General features: G+C 43.4%; 18 protein-coding genes. 10 read left to right on the forward strand and 8 right to left on the reverse strand.

Features of this window, described 5'->3' with window-relative positions:
• Window positions 1-8: 8 nt before the first annotated feature.
• Complete coding sequence (locus tag DWW52_RS04160) at window positions 9-1,202, reverse strand: FecR family protein (RefSeq protein WP_118714176.1); 1,194 nt, start codon at window positions 1,200-1,202, stop codon at window positions 9-11.
• Window positions 1,203-1,429: 227 nt separating this feature from the next.
• Entirely contained in the window at window positions 1,430-1,981 is a 552-nt protein-coding gene (locus tag DWW52_RS04165; protein ID WP_118714177.1) for an RNA polymerase sigma-70 factor, read from the reverse strand.
• 132 nt (window positions 1,982-2,113) lie between these two features.
• Here DWW52_RS04165 and DWW52_RS04170 point away from each other — a divergent pair, with 132 nt between their 5' ends.
• Together DWW52_RS04170 and DWW52_RS04175 are read left to right on the forward strand one after the other, a co-directional pair.
• Entirely contained in the window at window positions 2,114-3,460 is a 1,347-nt protein-coding gene (locus tag DWW52_RS04170; RefSeq protein WP_118714178.1) for a sodium-dependent transporter, read from the forward strand.
• 125 nt (window positions 3,461-3,585) lie between these two features.
• Complete coding sequence (locus DWW52_RS04175) at window positions 3,586-4,530, forward strand: Rpn family recombination-promoting nuclease/putative transposase (protein WP_118714179.1); 945 nt, start codon at window positions 3,586-3,588, stop codon at window positions 4,528-4,530.
• A 101-nt stretch (window positions 4,531-4,631) separates the two neighbouring features.
• Here DWW52_RS04175 and thiE read toward each other — a convergent pair whose 3' ends face one another.
• From thiE to DWW52_RS04190, 3 genes are all read right to left on the reverse strand, one after another.
• Window positions 4,632-5,246, reverse strand: coding sequence for a thiamine phosphate synthase (gene thiE / locus DWW52_RS04180; protein ID WP_118714180.1), 615 nt, complete (start codon window positions 5,244-5,246; stop codon window positions 4,632-4,634).
• A 7-nt stretch (window positions 5,247-5,253) separates the two neighbouring features.
• Complete coding sequence (thiM, locus tag DWW52_RS04185; RefSeq protein ID WP_118714181.1) at window positions 5,254-6,048, reverse strand: hydroxyethylthiazole kinase; 795 nt, start codon at window positions 6,046-6,048, stop codon at window positions 5,254-5,256.
• A gap of 140 nt (window positions 6,049-6,188) precedes the next feature.
• A complete protein-coding gene (locus DWW52_RS04190) occupies window positions 6,189-7,373 on the reverse strand; it encodes a carboxypeptidase-like regulatory domain-containing protein (RefSeq protein ID WP_118714182.1) in 1,185 nt (394 codons plus the stop codon).
• A gap of 201 nt (window positions 7,374-7,574) precedes the next feature.
• Between DWW52_RS04190 and DWW52_RS04195 the strand changes: the two genes are divergently transcribed.
• From DWW52_RS04195 to DWW52_RS04205, 3 genes are read left to right on the forward strand one after another with little or no spacing between them, the layout of a single operon-like run.
• Window positions 7,575-8,225, forward strand: coding sequence for a hypothetical protein (locus DWW52_RS04195; RefSeq protein ID WP_118714183.1), 651 nt, complete (start codon window positions 7,575-7,577; stop codon window positions 8,223-8,225).
• A gap of 6 nt (window positions 8,226-8,231) precedes the next feature.
• Window positions 8,232-8,594, forward strand: coding sequence for a hypothetical protein (locus DWW52_RS04200; RefSeq protein WP_118714184.1), 363 nt, complete (start codon window positions 8,232-8,234; stop codon window positions 8,592-8,594).
• A 10-nt stretch (window positions 8,595-8,604) separates the two neighbouring features.
• Window positions 8,605-9,177, forward strand: a complete 573-nt coding sequence (locus DWW52_RS04205; RefSeq protein WP_118714185.1) for a DUF4840 domain-containing protein — start codon at window positions 8,605-8,607, stop codon at window positions 9,175-9,177.
• Window positions 9,178-9,196: 19 nt separating this feature from the next.
• Here the strand turns inward: DWW52_RS04205 and DWW52_RS04210 are convergent, their stop codons facing one another.
• Complete coding sequence (locus DWW52_RS04210) at window positions 9,197-10,474, reverse strand: DUF2851 family protein (protein ID WP_118714186.1); 1,278 nt, start codon at window positions 10,472-10,474, stop codon at window positions 9,197-9,199.
• 235 nt (window positions 10,475-10,709) lie between these two features.
• Between DWW52_RS04210 and DWW52_RS04215 the strand changes: the two genes are divergently transcribed.
• The 5 genes from DWW52_RS04215 to DWW52_RS04235 all read left to right on the forward strand — a co-directional run bounded on the left by DWW52_RS04215 (window position 10,710) and on the right by DWW52_RS04235 (window position 17,239).
• Complete coding sequence (locus DWW52_RS04215; protein WP_118714187.1) at window positions 10,710-11,597, forward strand: hypothetical protein; 888 nt, start codon at window positions 10,710-10,712, stop codon at window positions 11,595-11,597.
• Window positions 11,598-11,620: 23 nt separating this feature from the next.
• Entirely contained in the window at window positions 11,621-13,291 is a 1,671-nt protein-coding gene (locus tag DWW52_RS04220; protein WP_118714188.1) for a formate--tetrahydrofolate ligase, read from the forward strand.
• Between the two features lie 208 nt (window positions 13,292-13,499).
• On the forward strand, window positions 13,500-14,156 hold the full coding sequence (locus DWW52_RS04225) for a carbohydrate-binding family 9-like protein (protein WP_118714189.1): 657 nt from the start codon (window positions 13,500-13,502) through the stop codon (window positions 14,154-14,156).
• 6 nt (window positions 14,157-14,162) lie between these two features.
• A complete protein-coding gene (locus tag DWW52_RS04230) occupies window positions 14,163-15,353 on the forward strand; it encodes a metallophosphoesterase (protein WP_118714190.1) in 1,191 nt (396 codons plus the stop codon).
• A 134-nt stretch (window positions 15,354-15,487) separates the two neighbouring features.
• Window positions 15,488-17,239: a SpoIIE family protein phosphatase gene (locus tag DWW52_RS04235; RefSeq protein ID WP_158582475.1), complete on the forward strand. Its 1,752-nt coding sequence runs from the start codon at window positions 15,488-15,490 to the stop codon at window positions 17,237-17,239.
• Window positions 17,240-17,432: 193 nt separating this feature from the next.
• Here the strand turns inward: DWW52_RS04235 and DWW52_RS04240 are convergent, their stop codons facing one another.
• Together DWW52_RS04240 and DWW52_RS04245 are read right to left on the reverse strand one after the other, a co-directional pair.
• Window positions 17,433-18,203, reverse strand: a complete 771-nt coding sequence (locus DWW52_RS04240; RefSeq protein WP_118714192.1) for an N-acetyltransferase — start codon at window positions 18,201-18,203, stop codon at window positions 17,433-17,435.
• Window positions 18,204-18,260: 57 nt separating this feature from the next.
• Window positions 18,261-20,072, reverse strand: coding sequence for an LTA synthase family protein (locus DWW52_RS04245; RefSeq protein WP_118714193.1), 1,812 nt, complete (start codon window positions 20,070-20,072; stop codon window positions 18,261-18,263).
• Window positions 20,073-20,113 lie beyond the last annotated feature (41 nt).

Below are 20,113 nucleotides of genomic sequence, written 5' to 3' on the forward strand. Positions count from 1 at the left end.
TCTTCTTTTTATTCTAAAGGTTGAACAATGACTTGCCGTCCTTGAATAACAAACTCGACAGAAGTTGTCATTTGTATTAATCGCAATATCTCCGAAAAATCGGCATATCGTTCCAAATCACCCGAGAAATGCAGGTCCTTCAACTGATCGTCATTAAATACGAAATCAACATTGTACCACCGGGCAAGCCGCAATAATATATCTTCCAACCGCTCGTTCTCCAATGGGATCTTCCCCGTCAACCAGGAACAATATTGCTCGGGACGTACTTTCTCTATCACGATTCCGGGAGAAAGCGTATCAATCCGAGCCTGTTGTCCTGGTTGCAGAAAATATTCCCTTCCCTTCCGGGAGACACTCACTCTCCCCTCTTTCAACGTGGTATGCTGAATCTTTTCCCCGGGATAAGCATACACGTTGAAGGCCGTCCCGTAAACCCGGATATCCTGTTGTCCGGTTTTCACGATAAAAGGCTTTCGATCATTTTTTGCCACTTCAAAATAGGCCTCCCCGGACAACTCCACCACGCGTTCTTCCCGGACAAAATTTTCGGGATACCGGAGTTTCGAACTTGAATTGAGCCAAACCCGCGTTCCGTCACTCAGCTCCAAGCAATATTCTCCTCCCCGGGGAATATCAATCAGGTTAAAACGTTCTTCTTGAACATCCTTCCGCGCTTGATAGGATATCGTACCCGCTTGCTGGCGAATCGTGAGTCCCTCCTGTACACAAAGTAAAGAATCGACCTTCCCGTCCAACACCAAGCGTTGACCATCAGACAACACGATACTAGCCTGACTACTACCCGGTAAAATGACCTCCGGGGTATGTTTAGCAGCCAAAACAGGTCGAGGCTCTTCCCTATTAAATCGCACCATCATCATGATCAGGCACAACGGGATTAAAACCACCGCTGCATAAGGAAGAAAGACTTTCAGGCGGACGAAACCGCGCTTGTGTTCCCCGGGCTTTCCGGGAGTAGCTTGTGCCGTAAAACGATCAAAGCGATCCATCAACCGAGGTAAATCGGGTATATTTTCTTCCCCGGGCTCCAGCCAGTCTTTCCGTGCATTCTCAACATATTCCCGACGACGTACATCAACTTTCATCCAGTCCTGCAACTGTCGTTCTTCCGCTTCTGACAAATTCTCTCCTGTAATCTTCCGCAGAATCAATCGCCATGATACATATTCATTCTCCATAAGTATCTTATTTCATTTTTCAGAAACAATACACATGAACTTGCAAAATAGGGGACACGATTTTTATTTATTTTCTATTTAATTTGTAGTTATCACCGAAAGATTTCAAATATACCACTGTATTACAATGAATTATCTTGCAAAATCGTGTAAAAAAAACAGCGATAATAATTTCATTTCAACATTCAAGGGACTTTTTCCGTTCAATATTACCTTTTCAAAAACTATTATATCCCGAATAATACAAAATAAAAATGCTCTCGCAACACCCGGATCGCCCGCTTCAAATGAGTTTTCACCGACGATTCGGCTATGCCCATCTCTCCGGCAATCTCCTTTAATTTTTTGTGTTCGAGGACGTGAGCGATCAAAACTTTATAACCTTTTTCCGGCAAAGAAGCTAATACTTTATGCAAGCGACCTTGTAGTTCATCATCAATACTATTGTCCTGCATACCTGAAAAAATCATCGCCTCGATAATCTTATCCTTGTGTTCATCCCTGATCTTTAAAGCCCGGAGGTAATTCAGGCAATTATTCCTCACGATCCTCAATAAATAAGCAACAATACTCTGCCGCGGATCATATAAATGAACATTCGTCCATAATGCAAAAAACGCATCTTGAACAATATCCTGGGCATCTTGATAATTATAAACAAACCTTTGGGCATAAATTTGCATCGAGGCAAAGTACTCTACATATAACACATGAAAAGCAGCATTTTCCCTCGTCTTAATCCTGTAACCCAAATTCTTTAACTCACCTGCATCCAGCATACCCGATATTAAAATGATACTGACAAAGATAGACAATTGAAAAAAACAAGCAAAACTTTAAACACATTTCACGAAAAATTACTAACTTACACATCAAGAACTCGTATTGTTTATGACTCTAAATTTAAACCTATGCATAACACGAGAGACAATTTCGGTTCCAAATTCGGGGCTATCGCCGCACTGGCAGGTTCGGCAGTCGGCTTGGGAAATATCTGGAAATTCCCGTACGAGGCAGGGAACAATGGCGGGGGCGCCTTCCTGTTGGTTTACATTTTTTTCACCGTGGCAATCGGTCTCCCGGTGATGCTTTCGGAATTCGCCCTGGGACGTTATTCGGGACGAAACGCTTTCGGCACTTTCGATCGACTGGAACCCAAAACGGCATGGCGTTATTTCGGGGTACTTGTGCTTCTGGCTGCCACTATGATTCTTTCCTTCTACGGCACGGTTGCCGGCTGGACGTTGGAATATGTCGTGAAATCACTTACCCTCTCGTTTCATTCCGACCCGAATCTTGATTTGAATGTCCTATTCTCGGATTTTATCGCCAACCCGTACAAACCCGTATTCTGGCAAATCGTTTTCATGGTACTTACCGGTTTTATCGTGTTGGCTGGGGTAAAGAAAGGAATCGAGCGTTATACCAAACTCATGATGCCTCTACTTTTCGTGCTTATAGTGATTCTTGGAATCCGGGCATGCACACTGGACGGAGCCATGGAAGGAATTCGCTTTCTCTTCTTGCCCAAGTTCTCGGAACTCACTTCCCAAGGCGTACTTTCGGCCCTGGGACAGGCTTTTTTCTCCCTGTCTATCGGCATGGGCGTGCTACTGACTTACGCTTCTTACATCAAAAAAAATGAAAACTTAACTTCTATATCTTTGCAGGTGATCTGCGCGGACACGTTGATCGCCGTACTGGCAGGCGTTGCGATATTTCCCGCCGTATTCGCCTTTAACATCGCACCCGACTCGGGACCCGGTCTGGTATTCCTCACCCTACCGCAAGTATTCCAAAGCATGGCATTCGGACAATTATGGGCGATTCTTTTTTTCCTGTTATTAACCATGGCGGCCCTCACCTCCTCGATCTCCCTGCTAGAAGTAATCGTGGCTTTCTTCGTCGAAGAGAAACATATCAGCCGCCGCAAGGCAACCGTCATATCCACGATTATTGTCACGGTATTCGGAATCCTGTGTACCCTTTCCTTCGGGCCACTGAAAGAAATTCATATCGGAAATCTGTCCATTTTCGGATTATTCGACTATATCAGTTCCAACATACTGCTCCCCGTGGGTGGAATTCTCATATCCATATACGTGGGTTGGCGATTTGACCGTCGTCTGCTAGAAGCCGAACTGACAAATAACGGCCAGTTGAAATTGTGGTTCCTGCGGCCGCTGATCTTCGTGTTGAAGTACGTGGCCCCGCTGTTTATCCTAGTGATATTATTACATTCGCTGGGATTGTTTTAATCAAATGTAGAAATCATGAAGCACGGAAGATTCCAAGGAAAAAAGAAAAAGCGTCATAATACAAACAACTTCCCATTTATTTTGCTAAATTTGTAATTATTGAACCAAAGATTAAATGATGCATCATGAGATACTTGAACCCAAAGGCTGATTTGACTTTTAAACGCGTGTTCGGAGAACACCCCGATTTAGTGATGAGTCTACTCAACGCCCTACTCCCACTCGCTCCCGGGGAAGAAATCACCGATATCGAGTACCTCCCCTCGGAAATGGTTCCGGAGAATCCGTTGCGTAAGAACAGCATCGTGGACGTGCGCTGTAAGGATAAACTGAACCGCCAGTTCATCGTGGAAATGCAAATGATCTGGTCGCCGGAGTTCAAACAACGGGTACTGTTCAACGCCTCGAAAGCTTACGCCCGACAAATAGACAGTGGCGAAAACTATCACCTGCTGCACCCCGTCTACTCGCTTAATATTGTCAACGATATCTTCGAACCCGAACTGGAAGGATATTATCATCATTACAGACTCGTACACGTGGAGAATTCCGATAAAGTGATCGACGGACTACAACTAATTTTTGTCGAGCTCCCAAAATTCCACCCGCATAATTACTCAGAGAAGAAAATGCAAGTACTTTGGTTACGCTACCTGACCGAAATCAACGAGAAAACCGTGGAGGTGCCGGAAGAATTGCTAGCAAATCCAGAGGTTAAGAAGGCCGTGAAAGCCGTGGAGGAATCAGCCTTTACCCCGGCTCAATTGTTAGGCTACGAGAAATTCTGGGATATTATCAGCGTGGAGAAAACGCTATATTATAGCGCTGAACAGAAAGGATGGAAGAATGGGATGAAAAAAGGAATGGAAGAAGGAATAGAAAAAGGGATGGAAAAAGGGATGGAAAGAGGACTAAAGGAAGGGTTGAAAGAAGGATTGAAAGAAGGACGAGAAGAAGGACTGGAGGAAGGAAAACAACAAATTGCTCGGAATATGAAATTATTTGGTTTAGCCCCAAATGACATTGCTAAAATAACCGGTCTTTCTCTTGAAGAAATTAACCAATTATAATATTACTCTTAGTTTTTATTGAAAAACAGGAGCTGAAAAGGTGCCTTGAAGCACAAAGATGACTGGCATTTTAGCTTGCCGCCAGTTAGGATAATCACATTTTAAAAACAAGTTGATTTTTTCAATAATTCCCGGGCCGCAGCCTCCGGGTCTTTAGCCGATACTATTGCCGAAATCACCGCCACGCTGTCGGCCCCAGCCTGGAATACCGAAGCCACGTTATCGGGATGAATTCCCCCGATAGCCACTAGGGGGTGCTTAGACACAGATTTTATCCACCGCAGACCGTCCAATCCCCATTCCACGATTGTGTTCGTCTTGGTCGTGGTAGAAAAAACGGGACTTGCCGCCACGTAATCCAAGTCAAAATCGTTGGCTTCCAGCACTTGTTCCGGGGATTCAACCGATAGACCGATCATTTTCCCCTCCGGCAACAAGCGCTTTACCATTTCGTAAGGCATATCGCTTTGTCCGACATGCACCCCATCGGCATCCGCCGCCAAGGCCACGTCTACCCGATCGTTGATAATCAAGGGGACCCTGTAAGGCGACAACACCTCTTTCAAACGTATCGCTCGTTCAATAAAATCTCGGGTTGAAGATTCTTTCTCGCGTAATTGTACTATACTCACCCCACCCCTCACGGCAGCTTCCACGGTTCGGTACAGATCTTTACCGAGTAACAATTCCTCGTCCGTTACCAAATATAATTTCATATTTGTCTTATTCTGATATCCGTACCGTTTGCATGAATTGCTCCCGGTTCAGGTTATACATCACGTCATAAAGATAAAGTTGTAAGGTCCCGGGACCTTGAGACATACTCACGGCTATCTCCCCGCATATCCCCATGAAAGACGTGGCACTCACAGCAGCCATGAAAGCATCTTCCGCAACAGCAGCAAAAGCTCCAAGGATTGCCGAAGCCGTGCATCCTAACCCCGTTACTTTCTCCATCATCGGAGAACCGTTATACAAGTACACCACCCTGTCACCCTCGACCACCAAATCCGTTTCCCCGCTAACACAGACGATACAACCGACACGTTTACTCAACGCCTTGGCTGCTTCTAGGCTGTTTAAAGAAGATTCGGAACTATCCACTCCTTTGGAGCGAGTTGACAAACCCGCCATGACCATGATTTCGGAAGCATTTCCCCGGATGAACTGCGGTTTTCCCGAAACCAATATCTCCTGTAACGTCCGGTTCCGAAAACTCGTGGCCCCGGCTCCCACCGGATCAAGTACCACGGGGCGTCCTACCTCGTTAGCCCGCCGAATAGCAGCTTTCATTGATTCCACGGTAAAACGATCCAATGTCCCGATATTGATCACCGTCGCACGACATAAAGGTACCATTTCATCTATTTCCTCCAAGGCATGTGCCATGATCGGGGAAGCCCCCGCGGCAAGCAAAGCGTTCGCAGTGTTGTTCATCACCACGGCATTTGTTATATTATGAACCAGCGGGGCCTCGTTCCTAACCCGCTGGATATTCTCCCAAACCAATTCTTTCATAAGTTTATAAAGTCTATGGCCCCCCTGCGGGGCGCTTTATCCATGGCAGCGTAAGTTGCCGACAAACATAGTCCGAAGGACACCAGTAACTTTACAGACTTTATGACCTTACAGACTTTATGGACTCAACCCCTTCGGGGCTATTCTTCCTCTTCCAAATAAATCGTGTAACGATCCCAGAAATTATGATCTGTCGGAACTTCCTCGTAATACACTCTTCCGGCGATCGGGGTTGTTTTGTTCACGCTAACCTTGGTTGTCTGGTATTGCATTTCGCCTTTTACCCGATCCGCACCGTCTTTATATGTGTAAACCATACTTACCCCGCTTAGGAAATAGTACGAACTCACACGCTTGTAATTTGTCGTGATCGTGGCCATAACCTCGTGACGAGGACTGTCACCGGCAAGCAGCAAATTCCGTCCCAGCAGGTTGAATGCTGAAGAAGTAACACGCATCACGTTTTTGATAATGGCAAAAGTCTTCAACTCCACGTACAGCTCCCCGCTGAATTTTGTCACGTTTGCCGTGCCGGAATTAGATAAAGAAGGTTTCAGGCACTCGTACGTAACGATCTGCACAGAATCCCCCTCGTACATGAATTTCCCCTTGCTTTTCAGTTTAAAATCCCTGAAATTTTCAATATCTAACACATTGCGGGTATTACGAACAATATCGGCCGTAAGGATATCATCAAAATAAATCAGTCCGTCAACAGCGGAACCCGTTTCATCATTCCTACGCACCTGTGAAAAAGTATAATTCAATACCTTGAAAGCCTGTTCCACATTCGAGCGTTTGTATCCCTCGCTGTCATAAATATCCACGATAGCTTCTTTGGATTTTTTCGCACCGTCATTCACGGTAACACCATACTCGAAATATCCCTCGTAATTATAAGGCCGGGGAATATAGTTCCGCCCGATATTCTTAACCACGTTCTCTAGTAATTTTTTCAACACCAACGACTCGGCTGTCACGTCCACCTCCCCGATCCCGTAAGTCACCGGTTTTAATAGGAACTGCACCTCTCCTTTATCCCTTGCCTCGTATACTTTCATCTCGACGGAAGCATACCCCACGGCAGATACTCTCATCATGTAGGTAGCCAATTTCTCGGTCACCACCAATTCAAAAAAACCATCCATATCCGAAGCAACCCCGGCCACGGTCCCGATGATCCCGATATTGGCAAACGCAATAGGTTGGCGAGTCTCCCCGTCCAACACGACACCTTTTACTCGTATTTTCCCATCATCTTGTGCATGCACGACGGACAACACCCCTAGAAACAAAATAATTAAAGAGAGTATTTTTTTATTCATAGCTATATCTATTATATTCTATATTAAATTTGAATTGCAAATATATAAATAAATACGTACATGACACACAAAAATCACCTTAGGTCACCTGTCATTAACAATAAATTAAGATTCTGCCTGTCCTTATATTCTTTGAAATCCACAAATAATTTACTACTTTTGCCACATGACAACAATAAAATTCAATTAAAACGTTTCAATATGAGAAAAGGATTATTTTATATATCAAGCTTCTTGATTTTCACCCTATTTCTTTCTTCCTGTGTATCAAAAAAGAAATACGAGGAACTGGCAAGGGCAAAGAGAAGTGTTGACCGTGAAGCGGCTACCTTGGAAAACGATAAGAAGACGCTAGAAGCCGAAATTCAAAAACTTAAAAATGACTTTAATGCTGTTCGTTATCAGCTTACGGCTAATAATGCCGCTAAAGACAAACAAATTGATGACTTGAATACTCAATTACGAACACTACAAAATAAAGAATCAGCCTTGAAATCTGAACTGAAAGACGTGTCGGAACAAGTGAAATCAAAAGTAAAAAATAGCGAGGGACAACTGGCCGAGTTACAAAGCCAACTGGCAAGGACCATGGAAGAACGGGATCAGATCAAAAAACAACTGGCAGACTACAAGACTAACGCAGATTGGGATAACAGGAAACTAAATAACGAGGTAGAACACATCAAATCCAGCCTCAAATTCAAGGATAGCGAGATTGCCCGTTTGGAGAAAGAGATCGCCGGGGTAAAAAAACAGGTAACTGATGCTAAAAACCAATTGGCAAAGAAGACCCAAGAAGTAGAAAAATTAACGAATCAGGTGAATCTACTGAAAAAAGAACTCGGTAAATAATTCAAAATGATTTATATCATCATCAGTATAATAGGGCTTCTAGTAATAGTTGCCCTTTTTACGTACTCTTCAAAATCGAAGAATAAGGTCGAGGAACCACCAGTTTCGGCTCCCCCGGCCGATTGCTGCGGGGCTCACGCAATCTGCGAGAAAGGCCTGAAAAAAATGGATGAAACAATAGAGTATTTTGATGACGAGGAACTCGATCAGTTTAGAGGTATTCCTTCCGATCAATTTAATGACACGCAAATCGATCAATTCCGGGAAATCCTCTACACGATCCGACCAGAAGAACTGTCCGATTGGTTTATCAGTCTCGAAAAACGGGGTATTGAACTACCGGATGTATTGAAACAGGAACTAAACTAAAGCATATAAAATGAAAAAAATTCTATCAGGATTGAAAGTTTTAGGAATTTTTTCCCTTGTCATTCTTTTTTCAGCATGCAATGATAATGATGAAAAGATCAGTGGCAAGCAAATTCGGCAAGCGTTATTCGATATGAAAGGAACATACCACGGAAACCTTGAAGTCTCATTTTATCACGGCTCTGAAATTGTAAAGATTGATAGTGCCAAGGTTATATCACGTGATTCGCTTTCACTAGTGATGCCGCTCGGCACCATTGCCGATATTATCAGCGATGAGCACGTTGCCGCAACTTTGCATTACGTCGAAGAAGTGACATTCAAAGCCGGATACGAATTCCTGCAAATTGACAATGATGGATACTCTGTAAATTTCGTACTTCATCCGGAAAACATTGTCATTCCGGCCAATGAAAATACTCCGGATATCACGATAGTCTTTTCGGATAACTTCGGCGGTAATTTCGAAAAAGCCTTTAATTTCATCATGTTCAATGTTTCACCTATCGAAATCCGGGTAGGAGGTGTTAAACTCGACTCTTTTAAACAACTCGTCTATCACTTCCGTGGAGAATACGAGTAATCCGTTTTTACAAGCCCCCTCAATTTCCTACCCGACGAAATACCTCCGCACCGATCTTGCAATGCAGGCAGCGATGTGCATCACAATATTCCCGTTTAATTTGTAATAACGCTTGGGATTCTAACGCGGAAGTCAATTTTACCCCTTGCCGTGTCCATGCTTCCGTGACGTGATTACGTTCCGCATCCAATTCCTCCAACCATTGAAGAGCCTTATCACAATAGCGTTCCTCTCCCCGCTCCTTCCCGTAAATAAACAGGAAAGGAACAATTGCATTGATCACGATTACATTTTTCATACTATCTCCCATTTTCTTCACCCGTGTCGTGGAAACCACTCCCGGCTTATAATGCGTGGCCCAGTACTCGGAAGCCGTAACATTCAATAATTTATACACCTCTGACACGGAAGTTGCATCCAGTACCCCAGAAAGTAGGAAATTGAATCGCATCATCAAAGAAGCCAACAAGGCCAATCGAACCGAGGGAAAAGAAGTCGGACGAATTCGCATAAACTTCCATTGTGACGCATTCATTCCCGTCAAATGAAACTTGGCCGCCTGATAATCATATTCCTCTCGTAAAGCTTTTATATAGTCATCTTCCTGTTCCAATCCGGACAGTAAACCGGAATATCCCAGTAACAAAGCCTCTACCCGAAACAGGGTATCACTACAACGAATCACCTTCTTGTACGAGAGATTTTGAGCCAATTGAGCAAAGGCATCAGCATTCACGTTTCCCGACCAGTAGCGAGCCAACATGCGGTAAAAACACTCTTCCCAATCATTTTTGGATTGTCTCAACATCTGTTGTATATCCTTACATTTACGCTCCAATCTCTCGATCGCATACCCCGTGAATAACATTTCCATCCGTGCCGGATCAATCTGTTTCAAGTAACGATAACAACGAGGTTCAACAGGTACGCCCTGCATGAAAACATACTCATCCCATAGGCGAACATCATAATCAAGGGTGATCGCATCAATTTTTCGCCTCCGTGAGTCGTGTACCTCCATGTCTGCCTCCCCGACCACGGAAAGAATCACGTTATCATAGGCTGCATCTTTCTCGTGCCCATGCCGAAACCAATCACTCGCTTTTTGGTGAATTTCCACGTTTCCCACCTGCACAACACCATCCACACGAATCTTGGCATTAAAGAAATCCGGCCCAGCATCCCGGTTCTGAAGTCCGACATTTAATACCTCCACTTGTTTTCCCCGGGTTGAAACACACTTCACGCTCGTGAAAAGCGAATTTGCCCACACGTATTGTAAAAACTCTTCCGTCATAGTCCGTCTATTTTAAAGTTTAAAGTTTTAGACCCCGGAAACTCGCTTCACACGGCTTTTCCCTCTCATTCAAGACTCTAAAAACGCCATTCACAATATTACGAATTTTTGTGATAAAAAACAAGTGCTAAAATTTTATAAATTCTAATCCTTTCTCCTTTCTATAACGTTTTATACCTATATTTGTTGAGAAGAATAACCGAGCTTTTGTTATAACATAAAACAGAAAACGAATATGGAAGATCAAACTTTGACTAAAAACAAGAAAGATAAGACGTTAATGATAATTATCGGGATATTATCCGTGGTACTAATCGTACTTTTCGTGTTTTTTCTCGTGGAGAAGAAAGAGAATCGGGCCAATATGATCGCAATCACGGCCGAAAAGGAAGAACTTCAACAAGAATTGACCGATCTGAGTCACCACTATGATAATCTGAAAACCGATAATGACACGCTAAACGTTAAACTGGCACACGAGCAGGAGAAAATTGCGACTCTCATGGAATCAATGAAAAAATTCCGTAACGATTCATACGCCGAAATTAACCGCTACAAACGGGAAATAGGAACATTGAAAACCGTTCTAAGAAGTTATGTGGTGCAAATTGATTCACTCAATCAATTAAATCAAAAACTTCTTGCCGAAAACAAAGAGGTGAAAAAACAAATGGATTGGGTACGCGAACGCAACAAGAACCTCGAACAGAAAACCGTGAAAATGGAAGAGACTCTTGAAAAAGCAAGTACCCTAGCTGTCGAGAATTTTCACGTGTACCCGATCAATAAGCGGGATAAGGAAACCACGTTAAAAAAATGTTTCCAGTTGAAAGCAGACTTCACGATCACCCGAAATATAACAGCCAAACGAGGCGCCAGGATGATTTACCTGCGGATCACCCGTCCCGACGGACAAGTGCTTGCTGCATCCAGTAAATCATTCTTCAAATTCCAAAACGCTTCCCTGACGTATTCTGCCAGAAGAGAGATCACGTACGAGGGTGAGAAACTGGATGTCGCTATCTACTGGCCAAATGACGGTAGTCTGACCAAAGGAGAATACATCGCCGATTTGTTCTCGGAAGATCAACAAATCGGTTCAATTAAATTCATTTTAAAATAAAGAGGATCATTAAACTTTACACTATGAAAACAGATATAGAAATTGCGAATTCAATAACAATAAAACCGATCTACGAGATCGCGGATAAATTAGGTATTGACAGGGATTTACTGGAACCCTACGGAAGATATAAAGCAAAATTACCCCTTAGTTTAATCGATAAATCAAAGATTGAAGGGAAAAAACTGGTACTTGTTTCCGCCATATCTCCTACCCCGGCAGGAGAAGGTAAAACAACCATTTCGATCGGTCTTACGGAAGGATTAAACCGGATAGGGAAACAAGCAACCGTTGTACTCCGCGAACCTTCGCTCGGTCCGGTATTCGGAATCAAAGGAGGTGCCACGGGAGGAGGTTTCTCGCAAGTGGTTCCCATGGAGGACATCAACCTGCATTTCACGGGTGATTTCGGGGCAATTGAAAAGGCTCACAACTTGTTATCGGCTCTTATCGACAACAACATTCAAAGCAAAACTCACTCCCTGAACATTGACCCCCGTACGGTAACCTGGAAACGGGTCATGGACATGAACGACCGTTCTCTACGTCACATCATCGTGGGTTTAGGGGGTACTTCTGCCGGTATTCCGCGGGAAACCGGATTCGATATCACGGCTGCATCCGAGGTGATGGCTATTCTCTGTTTGTCTGATGACTTCGAGGACTTGAAAAACAGGCTAGGCAACATCTTTATCGGTTACACTTTCGACAAGAAACCGATTTACGCTCGTGATCTACATGCTCATGGTGCTATGGCAGCTTTGCTGAAAGATGCGATCAAACCGAATCTCGTACAAACCTTGGAAGGAAACCCGGCAATCATACACGGGGGACCATTCGCGAATATCGCACAAGGAACAAATTCAATCATTGCTACCCGCATGGGATTGACGTTATCTGATTACGTGGTGACGGAAGCCGGATTCGGTTTTGATCTGGGAGCCGAGAAATTCTTTGACATCAAGTGCGTGAAGGCCGGATTGAAACCTAGCGCCGTGGTCATGGTTGCAACCGTAAGAGCATTGAAATATCATGGGGGCGCCAAACTTGACCAATTAAAGGAACCCAACCTTGAAGCCTTGAAGAAAGGGGTTGCCAACTTGGAGAAACAAGTCGAAAACATGAAGAAATTCAACATCTGTCCGGTAGTTGCTATCAACAAATTCGTGACGGATACCGACGAAGAAATAGCATTCCTTGCCGAGAAATGTAAAGAACTCGATGTTCCCATGGAAGTTGCCGAGGTATGGGCAAAAGGCGGTGAAGGAGCCGAAAAATTGGCTCGTTTGGTTTCCAAGGTTGCAGAGCAATGTACCTGTTGCATGAAACCGTTATACGATTGGGAATGGAGCGTGGAAAAGAAAATCGAAACGATTGCCAAAGAATTATACGGTGCCGCCGCTATCGACTATACCTCGGAAGCAAAAGCCGATTTGAAGAAAGTGATAGATTTAGGCTTAGACAAACTTCCGGTATGTATCGCCAAAACACAAAAATCACTATCAGATAACCCGAAATTGCTGGGTCGTCCGAAAGATTTCGTGGTAACGGTACGACAAATAGAGATCGCAGCCGGGGCGGGATTTATCATCCCGATCACGGGTAGTATAATGAGAATGCCCGGTTTACCGGATATTCCAGCAGCCGAAAAGATAGACATAGACAACAATGGTAAAATTACCGGATTGTTCTAAATAATTTTTCATCGAAGGTGTGTCAAGATCAAACTCCCTCTATAAATAGAGGGAGAGCTGAAAATACTCTCCAACTTCGAGAAGGGTCACCAGCTCCTCCTCTGTTTATAGAGGAAACCACCTCGGGCTCACTTAGCAGCGAAGCCGACGGAGGAGTTTATTGAAGAGGATCTGACTTTGACACACCCTCACATTTTCTTTCTGAGCCATGGATATCATCGAAATCGTCAAATTTTCCCCGTACGCGAGTAACGAAACTTTGCAAGCATTAAGTTACCAGCTGGACCGAGAATGTAACCGTATCACTTTAAAAGAGATCAACTGGCCCGATGCATATCCCTACTGCCCGGAAATCCATTTCCGGATCGCCTACAACGAGCAACATATTTTTCTAAAATTCGATGTTCATGAAAATGAATTCCGTGCCACGGAAATTGAGGATCACAGACCCGTGTGGGAAGATTCATGCGTTGAGTTTTTCGTCCAACTGGAAAACTGTAAAGGATACTACAATATCGAAATCAATGCCATCGGAACGATTTTATGTGCTTATGGAACGGGGAGAGTCGGGCGAAGGGTCATGCCAACAAGACTAAGTAACACCATTCTCCGGGATTCCACAATAAAATACAACAACGAGAATAAAGACGAAGCCTTCTATCAATGGTCACTGATCGTCAAGTTTCCGCACACGGCATTTTTCAAACACCATTTCACTCCCGTTCCGGGAAATCTGATCAAGGGTAATATCTATAAATGCGGGAACAAATTACCCCACCCACATTTCGTTTCCTGGAACCCGGTTAAAACCGAAAAACCGGATTTTCACAGACCGGAATATTTCGGAACGCTCATTTTTAAATAACGAACCATGAAAACAGGATTATTCATACTTATAGCTGGAATCCTCTGCGTGTTAATCAATGACTCGCTTCTATACCTGCAAATCAAGCGTTATTTTAAACGCAAAATCTATTCTTACCTGTTTTGGTTCCAGTCGCTTTTCTTCGTGGCGTGTATCGTGGGGTATCACCTGTTTATCCCCACATTAAAAGGCCCGGAAGCATACTTTTGGGTGGAAAAAGCTATTTCTGTCATATTATTATTCTACACGCCTAAAACGCTTTATATCATCGTGAATGCCTTTTCACTTTTGCTACGGAAAATGAAATGTATCCCCGCAGCAAAAGTAATTAGCCGATTGGCTTTAGGCATTGCCCTACTAGCTTTTATCATGATTCTAAACGGGATCACGTGGTACCGTTATAGCTACAAGATCGAACGGGAAACAGTGTGTATCAAAAGATTACCTGATAATTTCAATAATTTTCGAATTATACAATTAACAGACTTGCATTTAGGAAGTTACGGGGAACATTATCCCGGAATTACCAAATTGGTAAACGAGGTAAATCGATTAAAACCCGACTTGATCGTGTTTACCGGAGACATGGTGAACAGTTTTGCCTCGGAAATTACCCCTTGGATAGAATCCCTGAGAGAGTTGAAAGCCAAATACGGGAAATACGCCATCACGGGGAATCACGATTACGGTACATACGTGAAATGGCCCACACGAGAGGATCAGGAAAATAATTTGAAGCACTTTTTCAAAAATATGGAACTGACAGGATTTAAAATGTTGAATAACACGAATATTCCTCTCGTTATCGGAAGTGATACTCTCTATCTGGCAGGAGTCGAAAATTGGGGGCTCCCACCTTTCCCTTGCTTTGGCCAACTATCACAAGCGTTAGAAGGAACGGCGAGACATCCCGTGATTCTTCTCTCTCACGATCCCTCCCACTGGCGACACGAAGTATTGAATTACCCGGTAGACCTCATGTTGGCAGGACACACGCATGCCATGCAATTGGGGATCACGATCGGAAATTTTCGTTGGAGCCCGGCGAAATACGTTTACCCGGAATATAACGGCCTGTATGAATCAAACGGCCAGCAGTTATACGTTTCCCGAGGGGTTGGTTATCTAGGATTCGCCGGACGTATCGGACAAAGACCGGAAATCACTTTAATCCAGTTAACCAACGATTGCAAATGATGAGAGCTCCCTTGAAAAATTCTTTTAGTACCAAACTGACAATTTATATTTTATCAGTCTGCACGGTGATATTTCTAGTCATTTTCATCATTTTATATGTCATGCCTAAAATATCACAGCACAAAAACGTGATCATGTACTCTGAACTAATTGCTGATCAGGCTGAAAATCAAATTATTGAACAAGGACGTGTCATTGAAAGAATCAACTCGATACTTACACTCGATCCGGTAAAGAGCTTACTCCTCGCTGGGGACCAGGGCACGTTCGAATCCATTTTAAAGAACAGTCCTGAAATATGCGGTTGTGCAATGGAATACGCTCCGGGCTACAAGGATCATGACGTGTTTGCTTACAAACACAAAAAACAAATCCATTTCCGGAAACTCCCGCATGGAACTATAAATTTTTCTCCGGAACGTCTGGATAAGGATGCTTTCGCAAAAAGGATTTCCTTTTGGAGTGGTTATTATTATAGCTTTTCATACATTAAACAACGTGTATTTTCCCGTTTTGAACCGATGTATGATTCAAAGAATCAATTTGTTGGATACCTACGACTAGATATCTTTCTGGAAAAATTCACGGACTTTGTCAACCATTTATCTCTTTACAAAACGGGATACGCCTATCTGATGACTAAAAACGGCATTCTGATCGCCCACCCGAACCAAGAAATCCAGATGTACAGTGATATTCGTAAATATGCTGAAGTCAAAAACATCGATTACGAGAAAATTCTCAAGAGAGCGACTCAAGAAAAAAGCGGATCGGGGGAAATATCGGTAGATAACATCCGGTTCTTCGTGTATTTCAGGCAAATGAAATACACAAAATGGGTTCTCGTGGTACTTTGTCCACACCACGAGGTATATGATTCCATTGCCCGTGTCAACGACTTGATATTACTATGTTGTATCTCCTGCCTTATCTTGCTTTTCTGGGTCGTTATCCGGGTTATAAAACGCCTGTTCTACCCGCTAAAACAATTCTCTGCTGTCACCCGCACAATTGCCGATGGAAACTTCAATGACCCCATTCCCATGATCGGCAATAAAGATGAAATACAAGAACTACGGGAGTCTTTCGTCTACATGCAAAAGAAGATCGTGGAATCCATCGAAGATTTGAAAATCAACACGATCGAGAAAGAAAAAATCGAGGGAGAAATGCGTGTCGCTCAACGTATTCAGGAAAGGTTCCTTCCCTCCGTGCCCAAGATATCAAGGTTTCACTTTTCCCTGCATGCTCTTTTGGAACAATCCAAAGCGGTCGGAGGAGATATGTACAGCTATTTCGTGAAAAGAAATTGTCTCTATTTCGTCGTGGGAGACGTGAGAGGAAAAGGTATCCCGGCAGCCCTGTACATGGCTTCGGTGGTAACCTTGTTTAACTACCTAGCGCCTCGGAAACGCACGTCCTCGGATATCTGTAACACCATAAACAACTACATGAGTGACAACGTGGAAGATGATATGTTTATCACCATGTTTGTTGGTATTTTGGATCTGAAAAACGGGATGCTCTCCTACTCCAATGCAGGACACCCGTTTCCAATTCTATGCAAAAAAGAAAATCTAGAAGTGAACTTCCTGGAAAATTCCCTTGAAATCCCGATTGGTGTCATGCGGACCATGTACAAAGAGAGTCGTTACCAGATGTCAAGCGGTGACATGCTTTTTATCTACACGGACGGCCTGACGGAGGCTCAAAACAAAGAACATCATTTCTACGGTAAAGAACGGATCAAAGAAGTCATCACGGCAAACCGTTGTGAAAATCCGGAACAAATAATACAAACAGTATTAGCGGATTTGAAGACCTACACGGAAAATAGCCGTGAAGATGCCGATGACTTGACAATGCTCGCCGTTCAATACCAATAAACTTTTGAAAGATCAGGTAATTATTATCGAGGCAACCGAAAAAGTCTCATTATCTTGAACGACCTCCCCTTTCCTCTCCTTACACAGGCGAGGAAACGTAATACCTTTCCCCCTGTGTAGGGGGCCAGAGGGGGTTGTTGTTGCTCACAAAACTGACTTTTCTGTGCCCTCTTTTAACAAACTTTTTAACAAATCATGGCGTCTTAAACATCTTAGCGAACCGATTGGCTAAACACACGCTGACATCTGTCGTGATAAACAGACCATTATGAAATAAACTAAAAATAGTTGCCGGTGAAGGTGCCGCTTGAGCCTCCTCCAATGTGTCCAATTTCACTAGCTTCAAAGGCATCCCCCGCTCCTTTGCCGTTTCAGGTAAAACTTGCCGAACATAATAATCCATATACGGACAACGATCGGAATAATAAACAACCAATCCGTCTTTATCGGGACATTCCCCGCTTAAAACCTGTTCTTTAAATGTTGGGTGTTTAGCTTCCGGTTTGAGTTTCTTTACCAAAAGAACAAAACCGGAGGGTAGTTCCGCTACCACTTCAAAGCCTTGACGCATCAACCATTTGGTATCGCTCATAAAGTGAAATTTAGAAGCTCCCGCAACCGTAACCAATCCATTCTTATTTTGGGCTTGAGCATCATCAAGGGCTGATTGTAGCAAGGCTTTCGCGTAACCTTTCTTCTGGTATTGCCCGGAAACCCAAAAACAGTTAATCATTAAATAATTCGGGGCTTCTACCGGAATCCAAGCTTTTTCAGCTGGAACGTATTCCATAAATACTTTAGCACGTTCATCAAGTCGTCGAAAAACATACCCGTTGTCAAATTCACGCTTCAACCACTCTTTCTTCAACTCGTAGCCGACCTTGCATTTTTTATCCGAGAAAGCACAACAAATGTGTTCCTTATCTATATTTTCCTTCGTCAACGTGATAAACTTCGCTTCCATATTCCACTATTTATTATGCATTTATAAAATCAAACAGGTTTTGCTTTCTTCTGAATTCTACTTTTCTTTGAAATCCCGATCTATAATTTGTAGATAGGCTTTCAACAACTCCCCATCTTGGACGTTTGTATTAGGCCCAATCGGTTTTTTGGTTTTCAGATCGTAAATGTAGGGACCGTTCTCCGTCACGACCGCAGCGGCATTCGTGAACGCATAAAATGCAAAAGGAATAGCCGTCGGGTCTAACAAATTCTTACTATAATGAAAAGCTGAAGCGTTCATACCCAACTGGGCAAACAAAGTTGCCACCATATCCGTCTGTGATCCTAAGGTGTTTACCACAGAATCCCGTACTTGCATCGCCCCGCCAGTGAATATCATCGGTATACGATAAGCCTCTGGTAAATGAGGTTGCAAATTCCCGATATGACGCGTTCCGTGATCGGCAACTAACACGAATAAGGTATTATCCCAAATGCCCGATTTCTTACATTTCTCGAAAAATTCACCCAAGCATTGATCGGTATAAGCAATCGCATTTTTCAATTTAGAGCCATTGTCATCGCCGGGTATTTTCGTTTCCATAGGTACAATAAACGGTTCGTGACTGCTCATCGTGAACGCCATGTACATATACGGAACTTTAGCCACCCGCAAATCCTCATACAAACGATCCAACATATACCCGTCGTGCACCCCCCATTTGAAACGATTCTCAATCGCTTCGCCCGAAAAATCATCCTCAGTAACTGCACTCTGGAAACTCATGGTAATGTAAGAACGGAAACCGCCAAAGTTAAGATCACCAGCATAATAAAAACGGGTAGAATAGCCCTCCGCTTCGAAATCCAACGGAAAACGGGGATGCGTGTACGTTTTATTCGGATATTTCAACATGGATACGTTCGGATAGGCCGGAAATCCGCTGATCACACCTAGTATCCCCCGGTCGGAACGGTTCCCCGTGGCGTAGATATTAGAGAAAAATATCCCTTCTTTGGCCGCAGCCTGCAAATTCGGCATGGCATCCCAAGCGTTCAGTGTGAACGTTTCCAGTAAAAGAACTACCACATTGGGCTTGTTCGTCTTCAACACCTTGGGATATTCTCCGGCTTCCGCGTAGATACTATCCACTAACTGTTGTGCCTTATCTTCCAGCATAAAAGCGTAATTTCCTTTTACCTTGTCTATATGCATTACCTCGTACAGGAAATTCCAAACCGGATTGACAGCAGCTTGATTCGCATACATATTCTTATTATTGAAGAACACAAAACTGACATTCATCGGTGCCACGTTAAAACCACCCCTCACTGGAATTACCATTACTCCGCCTAAAATAAGATACAGTAAACCATGCCACGATGATTCTTGCCTATCCGTCCGAAGTGAACAACTCACCCAACGATGATATAACCCATAAAAGAGAGCTACCATTATAGCATAAAGCAATAAAAGCAGCAATACCAAGCTTGTCGGGGTGGAAGCCATTGCCTCTCCCGGTGTTTTCAAGTAAAACAAGGGGGTGGCATCCATGTGATAGCCCCAATTCTTGAACAATTCCAAATCTCCCACGACAACCAAACTTGATATGGCTAAAAGTAATATGGTTAGACAGGAAAATATACGCTTCACTGCTTTCACGGACAGAAAGACCCCTATTGCCATCACAATACAAGCCAAAAGCATCACATACCCGCCAAATGACAGATCCATGCGGAACCCCTTCACGAAGAGCATCACGTAATCATGCCCTGTTAGAGTCGCTGTCTCTTTATATTGATATATCAAAAAGATAATCTTGGCCACCCATGAAAATACTATCCAAAAAAGATAATATTTCAGCAAAAACAATAATTTATCCCGCATCTGTTAATTTTAGATTTCAAATTTTAGATTCCAACCACACA

It is taken from the genome of Odoribacter sp. AF15-53, from assembly GCF_003479425.1.
Lineage (GTDB): Bacteria > Bacteroidota > Bacteroidia > Bacteroidales > Marinifilaceae > Butyricimonas.